The organism is Lacinutrix sp., from assembly GCF_029238095.1.
Classification (GTDB): domain Bacteria; phylum Bacteroidota; class Bacteroidia; order Flavobacteriales; family Flavobacteriaceae; genus Lacinutrix.
This window is the reverse complement of the sequence record NZ_JAQWGS010000026.1, coordinates 32,453-44,346: the sequence shown is the minus strand read 5'-3', so window position 1 is coordinate 44,346 and position 11,894 is coordinate 32,453. Positions and strand designations below refer to the sequence as shown.

Below are 11,894 nucleotides of genomic sequence, written 5' to 3'. Positions count from 1 at the left end.
TCAAATGTAATAAATTATGAATTCAATATCGCTTATAATAGGTATATCACTCTTATTTTTCCTAAAAATTGATTATTTTTGCATCACGTAAAATTTAAGACTCATAAAATGAATAAAGAAGTAGTAATTGTATCGGCAGCAAGAACACCAATTGGAAGTTTTTTAGGTGCTTTATCAACTGTATCTGCTCCAAAGTTAGGAGCAATAGCTATAAAAGGCGCATTAGATAAAATAAATTTAAAGCCAGAGTTGGTTCAGGAAGTTTTAATGGGAAATGTTGTACAAGCTGGTACAGGACAAGCTCCAGCAAGACAAGCTGCAATATTTGCTGGTATTCCAGATACAGTACCATGTACTACAATTAATAAAGTTTGTGCTTCTGGAATGAAAACCGTAATGCAAGCTGCTCAAGCCATTGCGCTTGGAGATGCAGACATTATTGTTGCTGGAGGAATGGAAAATATGAGCTTAATACCTCATTATTTTCATGCAAGAAGTGCTACTAAATTTGGACCTGCAAGTTTAATAGATGGTATGCAAAAAGATGGCTTAGTAGATGTTTACAGCCAAGAAGCTATGGGTGTTTGCGCAGATGCTTGTGCTACAGAATACACTTTTTCTCGTGAAGATCAAGATGCTTATGCAATAAAGTCTTACAAGCGCTCTGCAGCTGCTTGGGAAACTGGAAAATTTAATAACGAAGTTGTACCAGTTGCTGTACCGCAGAGACGTGGTGATGATATTATAGTATCGGAAGACGAAGAATACAAAAACGTAAGAATGGATAAAATTCCAACATTACGCGCTGCTTTCTCTAAAGATGGAACTGTTACCGCAGCTAATGCCTCTACTATTAATGATGGTGCAGGTGCTATGGTTTTAATGAGCAAGGAAAAAGCATTAGAGTTAGGTCTTAAACCTTTAGCAACTATTAAAGGTTATGCAGATGCGGCTCACGAACCTAAATGGTTTACAACAGCTCCAGCAAAAGCTTTGCCTAAAGCATTAAAACGTGCTGGTGTTGATTTAAAAGATGTAGATTTCTTTGAGTTTAACGAAGCTTTTTCTGTTGTTGGATTAGCAAATATGAAAATATTAGGATTAAATGATAGTAATGTAAACGTAAATGGAGGTGCTGTTTCATTAGGTCATCCATTAGGATGCTCTGGTGTTAGAATATTAATTACATTATTAAACGTTTTAGAACAAAATGATGCTAAAATTGGTGCAGCTGCTATTTGCAATGGTGGTGGTGGTGCTTCGGCATTAATTTTAGAAAGAAATTAATTTAACTACAATTAATGCAATACGGCATTTGTAATTTAAGCATTGTCCCTTTAAGACTTGAAGCTAGTGATACCAGTGAAATGGTATCGCAAGTTTTGTATGGAGATGTGTTTAAAATTATTGAAATGCGAAAGTCTTGGTGTAAAATTCGTTTGGCTTTCGATAAATACGAAGGCTGGATAGATACCAAACAGTATTTTGAAATAAGCAAAGAAATGTATGATGATTTAAGGCATGAAAAACCAAAATTATCTTCAGATTTAATAGAGTTTATTCAAGATAAAAACCAACAACTCTACGCTATTCCTTTAGGTTCACAACTCAACGGATTATCTATTCTAGAACACCATTTTGATGGCTTAATTACTCAAGACAAAAAGCCTAAAAACCAATTAGTTACTACAGCTTTTAATTATCTTAATTCGCCTTATCTTTGGGGAGGAAAAACACCTTTTGGGATAGATTGTTCTGGGTTTACACAAATGGTTTACAAACTGAATGGTTATAAATTACTGCGTGATGCATCTCAACAAGCCACACAAGGTGAGGCATTAAGTTTTATTGAAGAAAGTGAACCAGGAGATTTAGCGTTTTTCGATAATGCAGAAGGTAATATTGTACACGTAGGAATAATTATGAAAGACAACTACATTATTCATGCGCATGGCAAAGTACGTATTGATAGATTAGACCATTCTGGTATTTATAACGTTGATAAATGCATGCATACACATAAACTTCGTGTGATTAAGAAAATTGTTTAGACCTTCTTAATAAACTTTTTTATTGACCTAACTCAATAAGTTTAGCGTTAATAATATTAAATTTCACATCTTCTTGCAAAAAAGAGTATAATCCTTTTAGTTGCTTTAAAATACTAATATTGTTAGGTGTACTAATAAGTATTTCCTCTAAAATAATAGAAGACTGTTTATATAAGTCAGCTTGTTGCTTTTGGTAAGCTTCAAACTTTGAATTATCTTCAATTGTAGTTCCTAGTGCGTTCATTTTATCTGCAATTTGAGAAGCTTCATCTATATATGTTTTAGATAGGTTTATTGCTGCATTTACATAAGTAGAATCTAATTCTAAAACTTTTTTATAAGCTTTTCTTGCCTCAATTATTTCTCCATGTTCTGCACTAATTACTCCAATATTATAGTAAGAATCTACATCGTTAGGATTAATAGATATAATTTCCTGCATCATCTCTTTAAATTTATCATAATTTCCTAGTTTGTAATAAATATTTCCTTTCGTTAATAAAAGAGAAGCATCATCAGGATTAGCTTTTATAGCTTCATTTGTAGCGATTAATGCTTTATTGTAATCACCAATTATATTTGTGTAAATCCAAGAAATATTTTTAGTGATTTCGGGAAGTTTAGATTCTGTATTTATTTCAACTGGACTTGAATGAGTACCAGATTTTATAGACAAATCCCTTATTGTTTTATCTGCAAAAGGCTCTTTTTCTCCATTAGCTTTATTTGTAGCAAAGTACTTAGTTCTTACACCAGTATAATTTAAAGTTTTTAATTCTTCATAATGTTTTAGAGCTTTAATATAGTCTTTTGCTGTAATAGAATTTGATGCAGCAAAATATAAAAAGTCAAGGTTTTCTGGTTGTACCTGATAAGCAATATATAAAATTTCTGAAGCGCTCTTGTAGGCTTTTCCTTTTTGAGCTGAAATTGCATTATCAACTAATTCACTTACTATTGTTTCCAAAAGAGGTTTAACTTCTTTTGTGTATTTATAAATTTGGTGTTTGCTTTCTAACTCTAATACTTTAATAAAGTTTTCACCTGTTCAATAGTTTTTTAAATACTGTTTTCCTTGAAAGTAGGTTTTTACACTACAATAATTAAAATCAATTTCTACTGTCCTTGTTTGAGCCACTAGATTATAACAATTGATTAAGAGTAAATTTTAAACAAAAACTTTTAATGACTACAAATTTTTCTTTTTTAAAATATTTAATATCACAATCTCATGTTAATTTTGTTTAACAATACTATTAATTAGTTAAACATTTTGTAATTTTATACTATAAATCTAATACAATGGCAAAAAAGAAAAACATTACTCAAAATGATATCATTTCATTTTACATGGATTATGTTTTAGAGCACGACCAACAACCAAAATCGGTTTACAGTTTTGCAAAACATAACAACTTTGAAGAAACAAAATTTTACGAATACTTTGGAACCTTTGAAGCAGTAGAAAAGCATGTCTTCAAGGCATTTCATGATAATTCTACAGCTACTCTACATAAAAGTGAAGACTATCCAGAATTTGAACCTAGAGATAAACTTTTAAGCTATTATTTTACTTTTTTTGAAAACCTTACCGCTAACAGAAGTTATGTTGTTTATGCTTTAAACAAACATAAAAACAATTTAAAATCTTTTAAAGCATTAGCGGCTTTAAAATCTAGTTTTACGCATTATATCTCAGAATTAGGTATAGAATTAATAGATATTAAAGAAGACCGTTTAGACAAAATTCAAAATCGTGGCTTACAAGAAACAGCTTGGCTGCAACTTTTATTGATCATGAAATTTTGGATAGATGATACCTCTTCAAGCTTCGAAAAAACAGATATTTTTATTGAAAAATCTGTAAATACAAGTTTCGATGTTTTAAACATTGCACCATTAAAAAGCTTAATAGACTTTGGGAAATTCATTTTCAAAGAAAAAATTAAGATGAATTAAAAATAAAATAGAGAACTATTGAAAACCATAGACAGAATACCAACATCAAAGATTCAGCGTGCTTCAAAATTAGTCCAAACTGGTGCTAAAGTTGGTGTTAATTATCTTAAATATTATGGAGATAAATTAACAAAAACAGAAGTCGAGGCAAAATCGCGTTTAAACGAGAATAACGCTGAAGATATTTACGATGGCCTTAAAAAACTAAAAGGTAGTGCGCTAAAAGTAGCACAAATGCTAAGTATGGAAAAAAGTATTTTACCACAAGCATACGTGGAAAAATTTTCTTTATCGCAATTTTCAGTACCACCACTTTCTGCGCCTTTAGTAACAAAAACATTTAAAAAATACTTTGGTAAATTACCAACTGAGATCTTCGACACCTTTAACTCTACTTCTACAAATGCTGCCAGTATTGGGCAAGTACATTTAGCAGAAAAAGATGGGAAAAAACTTGCTGTGAAAATTCAATATCCAGGTGTGGCAGATAGTATTTCTAGTGATTTAGCAATGGTTAAACCTATTGCTATTCAAATGTTTAATATTAAAGGAAAAGATAAAGACAAATATTTTCAAGAAGTTGAAGATAAACTTGTTGAAGAAACAAATTACATACTTGAAGTTGCACAAAGTAATGAAATAGTTGCTGCATGTAAACATATTCCTCATCTAAAATTTCCTGAATACTATGAAGAATTATCGTCTGAACGCATCATTACTATGGATTGGATGGAAGGTGAACACCTTTCTGAATTTACTTCGCACAACAAAGATCAAGCAAAAGCTAATAAAATAGGACAAGCACTTTGGGATTTTTATATGTTTCAAATGCATGTGCTTAAAAAAGTACATGCAGATCCTCATCCAGGTAATTTTCTAATTTCCAAAGAGACTGAGTTAATAGCTTTAGATTTTGGTTGTATGAAGACTATTCCAAACGAGTTTTATGTGCCTTACTTTGAATTAGCAAAGGCTGAAAGTATAAACAATCCTATTACTTTTAGAGAAAAAATGTATGAATTAGAAATATTAAGAACAGACGATTCTCCTGAGGAATTAGAATTCTTTTCTGAAATGTTTCATGAAATGCTAAGTTTATTTACACAACCTTTTCATGTAGAAACGTTCGACTTTTCTAACAAAGAATTTTTTGGTAAAATAACCGAACTTGGGCAAAAATATAGTAAAAGTACCGAATTGCGAAAAATGAATGGAAATAGAGGTTCTAAACACTTTATTTATATTAATCGTACGTTTTTTGGATTGTATAATTTAATGTTCGATTTAAACGCGAAAGATATAAAAATCAACAATTTTAATACTTTATAAATGCATTATTTTAGCCTAGAAGACATTAATAACCTTAAGCATTTATACAAAATTAATCTTATTAATAGTTGTTCGGGATTTAAGTCTGCAAACCTAATTGGTACAAAATCCAAAGATGGTATAGAAAACGTTGCTGTGTTTAGTTCTGTTACTCATGTAGGTTCAAATCCACCAATTTTAGGCTTTTTTTGTAGGCCAACAAAGGTTACAAGAGACACCTATACAAATATTAAAGAGACAGGATTTTACACTATAAACCATATTCAAGAGTCAAATTTTAAAGAAGCGCATCATACATCTGCTAAATACAATTCCATTATTTCTGAGTTTGATAAAACACAATTACAATCAGAATACAAAAACGATAGCTTTGCGCCTTTTGTAAAAGATGCTCCAATTCAATTAGAAATGAAGTATCTTGGAGAATACCAAATTAAAGAAAATGATACTATTTTAGTTTTAGGTGAAATTCAAGGATTGTACATAAATCAAGATATTTTAACTGAAGATGGTTTTATCAATCTTTCGGATGCTAATGTTGCAACTATTAATGGATTAGATGGTTATGCTTTTCCTAAATTAAAAGAAAGATTAGCTTACCAAAGACCAAAATAAATTATGAAAATATTAGTTACAGGTGCCACAGGCTATATTGGAAAGCGAATTATTCCTTTACTTTTAGAGCAAGGACACACTGTTATATGTGCTTTAAGAGGTAAATTAAGAACTGAAAAACGATACATTGAAGAAGCTAATGTTAAAGTAATTGAAGTCGATTTTTTAAACAAAGACACCCTAAAAAACATACCTAAAGATATAGATGCTGCGTTTTACCTAATACACTCAATGTCAAATTCCATTTCTAGTTTTCAGCAAATGGAAAACGATTGTGCAATTAATTTTAAACAAGCAATAGAGAAAACCAACTGCGAGCAAGTTATCTATTTAAGCGGCATTACTAATGACACTAAACTATCTAAACACCTATTGTCTAGAAAGAATGTAGAAAATATTTTGGCATCTACTAAGTATGCATTAACGGTTTTTAAAGCTGGAATTATTGTAGGTTCGGGAAGTAGCTCTTTTGAAATTATTAGAGATCTTGTAGAAAAATTACCAGTAATGGTAGCACCTAAATGGTTAAACACTAAAACACAACCTATTGCGATTAGAGATGTATTAACTTTTTTAACACGCAGTTTAGGAAATAAAGATTTATACAATACATCTTACGATATCTTTGGTCCAGAAATACTAACCTACAAAGAACTTTTACTTCGTTTTGCTAAATCAAGACATTTAAAGCGATACATTATTACTTTTCCTTTAATGACTCCACAGTTATCAAGCTACTGGCTGTATTTTGTAACGTCTACATCATACAAATTAGCAAGAACACTTGTAAATAGTATGGGAGTTGAAATTATTGGAAAACCTAGTAATATTAATACTTTACTACATGTTAAACCTATGAGTTATGATAAAGCTCTAGAATTAGCCTTTGTAAAAATCAAGCAGAATAGTATAATATCTAGTTGGAAAGATTCTTTTGCAAGTAGCAGACAAAAAAAACGTATATCTGCAAAATATATTAATGTTCCAAAATACGGCTGTTTTAAAGATGTTAAAGAACGTAAAGTAAAAGACGAAACACGCACATTTGCAAAAATCTGTGCCATAGGTGGAGATAATGGTTGGTATTATGGGACCACTCTATGGAAAATTCGTGGGTTTATGGATAAACTAGTTGGAGGTATTGGTTTAAGACGAGGTAGAACAAATAAAAACGATATTAAAACAGGTGATGCATTAGATTTTTGGCGTGTACTTTTAGTAGATAAAAAAGAGAAACGCTTATTGCTTTTTGCCGAAATGAGATTACCAGGAGAAGCTTGGCTAGAATTTAGAGTTGCAAAAGGGAAAGTATATCAGCGTGCTGTTTTTAGACCCAAAGGCTTAGCTGGAAGACTATATTGGTATAGTGTTTTACCATTTCATGGTTTTATTTTTAAAGGCATGATTAATAAACTCGCAAATGCCTAAAGGCGTTAAAAAAGAAAATTTACCTTCTAAACAATGTGAAACTTGTAACTTAAGCTTTACTTGGCGAAAGAAGTGGTCAAAAAATTGGCAACACATAAAATATTGCAGCGAAAAATGCAGAAGAAACAAAACAAAACCAGCTTAATTTGGTTTAAAAATAACTTAAGAATCCACGATAACAAAACACTAACTAATGCAATAAATAATAGTGAGACTGTAATTGCTGTCTATTGTTTTGATGTTAGGGAGTTTGAAAAAGATTGTTTTGGATTTAAAAAGACTGAAAAATATAGAGCTCAGTTTCTAATAGAGACAGTTACTGATTTAAAAAAACAATTAGAAAATATTGGTATTCCGCTATTTGTTTATAATGACTATACTGAAAAAAGCATCGCTACTTTAAATTCTATATTTAATTTTGATGCGCTTTATCTTCAAAACGAATGGACTAGCGAAGAAGAAACTATTTACAAGCAAGTATGTAATATCAGGAATAAAGGGTTTCCAATTTATAAAGAATACGATCAGTTTTTATACCATCCAGAAGATATATCTTTTAATATAGAAGAATTACCAAACGTATTTACAAACTTTAGAAAACAATTAGAAAAGCAAAGTGAAATAAGAAAACTACAAGCAGATAAATATTTAACAAAAACGCATCTTGTAAAAAATAATACTACAATACCAAGCCTAGAAAACTTGGGTTTTAATAGTTTCGAACCACATAAAAACTCTGCCTTTCCACTAAAAGGTGGTGAAACGGAAGCTTTAAAACACTTGAATTATTATTTTTTTGAAACTAAAAAACTCGGCTTTTATAAAAAAACTAGAAACGGATTAATAGGAATAGATTTTAGTTCAAAATTTTCTCCATGGTTAGCAAATGGCAGCTTAAGTCCCAGAACAATCTATTGGAAAGTAAAAGAGTTTGAAGCACTTCACTTTAAAAACCAATCGACTTATTGGCTTATTTTTGAACTTATATGGAGAGATTATTTTAAATATGTTTCCTTAAAACATAAAAATAATATTTTTAAAATTGGAGGTATATTAAAAAAGGACTACCAATGGAACACACATCAAAAAGACATTAATAAATGGATAAATGGGGAGACCAAAGAACCTTTTGTAAATGCAAATATGTTAGAACTTAAAAAAACAGGATGGATGAGTAATCGTGGTAGACAAAATGTTGCTAGTTATTTTTCGAAAAATTTAATGCTAGATTGGCGTATTGGTGCTGCCTATTTTGAGTCTTTACTTATAGATTACGATGTGCATAGTAACTATGGAAACTGGATGTATGTTTCAGGAGTTGGTAACGATCCAAGAGATAGAACGTTTAATGTAAAATTACAAGCTCAACGATATGATGCTGATAGAAAGTATCAACGTTTATGGCTTCAAGACACCTTATTTTAATATTTTGAAAACACTTAGATTAATTTTAGGAGACCAACTTAACAGTAAACATTCTTGGTATAAAGGCAATCAAGACAACTACGTATACTGTTTATTCGAGATGCAACAAGAAACCAATTATGTCAAGCATCACATTCAAAAAATTATAAGTTTTTTTGCTGCTATGCGCTCGTTTGCAAAAACATTAGAATCTCAAAATTGTGAGGTTATCTATTATCAATTAGATACAAAAGAGAACACGCAAAACCTTACAGATAACCTTGAGCAGTTAATTAAAAAACTAGGGATAAAAAGGTTTGAATATCAAGAACCAGACGAGTATAGATTAGATAAGCAACTCTCTAATTTTAGTAATACGCTTAATATTGAAACAAAAATATTTTCTACTGAACACTTTTACACAGATCGACAAGACTTATCTCGTTTTTTCAAAGACAAAAAGCAATGGATAATGGAGAGTTTTTATCGAGATATGCGCAAAAAGCACAATATCTTAATGGTTGCCAACCAACCTGAAGGTGGTAAATGGAATTACGACAAAAGCAATAGGAATAAATGGAAAGAAAAAGACAGGATTCCAAAATACAGAGCTTACAAAAATGAGGTTTCAGAAATTGTTGCACTCTTAAATTCTCAAAACATTAACACCATTGGTCATTTTGATACTAAATATCTGGAGTATCCTATTAACAGAGAACAAGCACTTGATCAATTAAAATATTTTTGTGAGCATTTATTAATTCATTTTGGTGATTACCAAGATGCAATGCATACAGAACAAGCTTACCTTTTTCATTCACGTCTTTCTTTTGCGATGAATTGCAAAATAATTTCACCAAAAGCCATTGTAACAACTGTTTTAAACTATTGGAGAACACATGGCGAAACCATTGATATTTCTCAAGTTGAAGGCTTCATAAGGCAAATTATTGGTTGGCGAGAGTATATGCGTGGCATGTATTGGGCATTAATGCCAGAATACAAAACATTAAACTATTTAGAGAACTCTAACACATTACCAGATTTCTTTTGGACAGGTAATACAAAAATGAATTGCCTAAAAAAGACAATTAACAACTCTTTAGACAATGGTTATGCGCACCACATTCAACGTTTAATGATTACTGGAAACTTTGCCTTATTAACGCAAATAAATCCAGACGAAGTAGATGCATGGTACCTTGGTATATACATAGATGCTGTAGAATGGGTTCAATTACCTAACACTAGAGGCATGAGTCAATTTGCAGATGGTGGAAAAATAGCTACAAAACCCTATGTTTCTAGTGGAAGCTACATTAGTAAAATGAGTAATTATTGTGATGGTTGTTTTTATAATAAAAAAGAAAAAATTGGAGATAAAGCCTGTCCATTTAACAGTTTATATTGGAATTTTTTAGATGATAAAAGAAAACAGTTAAGCGATAATTTTAGAATGAAGATGATGTACAGTTTACTTAACAAAATGAAACCAGAAGATTTGCACAATATTAAATTAAGAGCACAAACTATTATAGAGAATCCTAATCTTTTTTAAAAATTGAAATCTTAAGTCTTCCATTGTTAATAATGCCAAAAGAAGAACTACAAATCGTATGGTTTAAAAGAGACCTTCGTTTAAAAGATAATGAAGCCATTGAACATGCTCTAAAATCTAACAAACAAGTACTTTTACTTTATGTATTTGAAGATTTTCTTTTTCAAGACAAGCACTATAACAAAAGACATTGGGACTTTATAAAACAGTCTCTCGAAGATATTAACAACAACTTAAAAGCTTTTAATTCTAAAGTGCTTGTTGTAAACCATACCATAGAAGTTGTTATTAAAACATTACAGCTGCACTACTCTATTACTCATATTTATTCTCATCAAGAAACAGGAATACTTTCTACGTATAAACGCGATCTTAAATTTGCTTCGTTTTGTAAACAACACAGTATAATTTGGAAGGAAAATATTAATAATGCCATTATTCGTGGCTTAAAAAATAGAAATACTTGGTTTAATGATTGGAATACTTATATGATGCAAAACGACCACGTCTTTAATCCTAAAAAAAACCAATTATTACATACATCTAAAATTAACACATTAGAAAAACACTTTAAAATAGTAGATCTAAAAACTTCAGATAACAAACTTTTTCAAAAAGGAGGTACTACTACTGGATTAAAATATATGCGTTCCTTTTTTATAGAACGTTATCCAAATTACATGTTTCATATTAGTAAACCATTAGAATCAAGAACAGGCTGTAGTCGTCTTTCTCCCTATATTTCTTGGGGAAATCTCTCTGTTAGACAAGTTATTAATGTTGCTGCAGAGGTTAGAAATAAAGGCAAACATAAAAGACATTTAAATGCTTTTATCTCCAGATTAAGATGGCAAGCACATTTCATTCAAAAATTTGAAATGGAACATACTATGGAATTTAAAAGTATAAATAAAGGCTATCATGATTTAAATAAACCTTTAAATATAGAATTTCAAAACGCATGGAAGACTGGACAAACGGGCTATCCTTTAATAGATGCTTGCATGCGCTGTTTAAACGAAACTGGATATCTAAATTTTAGAATGCGAGCAATGGTGGTTTCTTTCTTTGTTCATAATCTATGGCAGCCTTGGCAAGATATGAGTGAACATTTAGCTTCCATGTTTTTAGATTTTGAACCAGGAATACATTATCCTCAAATACAAATGCAAGCTGGAGAAACTGGTATTAACATGCTTCGTATATATAATCCTATAAAAAATAGTATTGATCATGATTCTAATGGTACTTTTATAAAAAAATGGGTTCCAGAATTACAAAAACTACAAGCACCATATATACACGAACCACAAACAATGTCTTACTTCGACCAACAGTTAACAGGCTTCGAACTTGGCAAAGACTATCCATTTCCGATTGTTAATGAAAAATTATCAAGAAAAACAGCAAGTACTATATTGTGGGATTTAAAAGACAATAAAATGGTAAAAAGTGAGTCAAAACGCATTCTTAAACGTCATACATTAAGCAATAGAAATAGTTTGATGAACAATAATTAATACCAAAACTGTAATATTTTGTTAATTTTG

Annotated in this window: 11 protein-coding genes; 10 read left to right on the top strand and 1 reads right to left on the bottom strand. The window is 30.5% G+C overall.

Annotated features, from left to right (window positions below; genetic code table 11):
• Positions 1-108: 108 nt before the first annotated feature.
• Positions 109-1,287 (top strand): acetyl-CoA C-acyltransferase, encoded by a 1,179-nt coding sequence (locus P8H50_RS08200; RefSeq protein ID WP_300207640.1) that lies wholly within the window; start codon positions 109-111, stop codon positions 1,285-1,287.
• A 14-nt stretch (positions 1,288-1,301) separates the two neighbouring features.
• Positions 1,302-2,051: a C40 family peptidase gene (locus P8H50_RS08195; protein WP_300207638.1), complete on the top strand. Its 750-nt coding sequence runs from the start codon at positions 1,302-1,304 to the stop codon at positions 2,049-2,051.
• 19 nt (positions 2,052-2,070) lie between these two features.
• Here the strand turns inward: P8H50_RS08195 and P8H50_RS08190 are convergent, their stop codons facing one another.
• Positions 2,071-3,018 carry a tetratricopeptide repeat protein gene (locus tag P8H50_RS08190; protein WP_300207635.1) on the bottom strand — a complete coding sequence of 316 codons (948 nt, stop codon included), beginning with the start codon at positions 3,016-3,018 and terminating at the stop codon, positions 2,071-2,073.
• A 335-nt stretch (positions 3,019-3,353) separates the two neighbouring features.
• Between P8H50_RS08190 and P8H50_RS08185 the strand changes: the two genes are divergently transcribed.
• From P8H50_RS08185 to P8H50_RS08150, 8 genes are read left to right on the top strand one after another with little or no spacing between them, the layout of a single operon-like run.
• Positions 3,354-4,010 carry a TetR family transcriptional regulator C-terminal domain-containing protein gene (locus tag P8H50_RS08185; RefSeq protein WP_300207633.1) on the top strand — a complete coding sequence of 219 codons (657 nt, stop codon included), beginning with the start codon at positions 3,354-3,356 and terminating at the stop codon, positions 4,008-4,010.
• Between the two features lie 18 nt (positions 4,011-4,028).
• A complete protein-coding gene (locus tag P8H50_RS08180; protein WP_300207630.1) occupies positions 4,029-5,339 on the top strand; it encodes an AarF/UbiB family protein in 1,311 nt (436 codons plus the stop codon).
• Positions 5,340-5,954 carry a flavin reductase gene (locus tag P8H50_RS08175; protein WP_300207628.1) on the top strand — a complete coding sequence of 205 codons (615 nt, stop codon included), beginning with the start codon at positions 5,340-5,342 and terminating at the stop codon, positions 5,952-5,954.
• A 3-nt stretch (positions 5,955-5,957) separates the two neighbouring features.
• Positions 5,958-7,382, top strand: coding sequence for an SDR family oxidoreductase (locus P8H50_RS08170; RefSeq protein WP_300207625.1), 1,425 nt, complete (start codon positions 5,958-5,960; stop codon positions 7,380-7,382).
• Positions 7,375-7,527 carry a DUF2256 domain-containing protein gene (locus P8H50_RS08165; protein ID WP_300207623.1) on the top strand — a complete coding sequence of 51 codons (153 nt, stop codon included), beginning with the start codon at positions 7,375-7,377 and terminating at the stop codon, positions 7,525-7,527. Before P8H50_RS08170 ends, P8H50_RS08165 begins: the two co-directional genes overlap by 8 nt.
• Positions 7,497-8,807 (top strand): DASH family cryptochrome, encoded by a 1,311-nt coding sequence (locus tag P8H50_RS08160; RefSeq protein ID WP_300207621.1) that lies wholly within the window; start codon positions 7,497-7,499, stop codon positions 8,805-8,807. Before P8H50_RS08165 ends, P8H50_RS08160 begins: the two co-directional genes overlap by 31 nt.
• 4 nt (positions 8,808-8,811) lie before the next feature.
• A complete protein-coding gene (locus P8H50_RS08155) occupies positions 8,812-10,344 on the top strand; it encodes a cryptochrome/photolyase family protein (RefSeq protein WP_300208241.1) in 1,533 nt (510 codons plus the stop codon).
• 32 nt (positions 10,345-10,376) lie between these two features.
• Positions 10,377-11,864, top strand: a complete 1,488-nt coding sequence (locus P8H50_RS08150; protein ID WP_300207618.1) for an FAD-binding domain-containing protein — start codon at positions 10,377-10,379, stop codon at positions 11,862-11,864.
• The last annotated feature ends 30 nt before the right edge of the window (positions 11,865-11,894 follow it).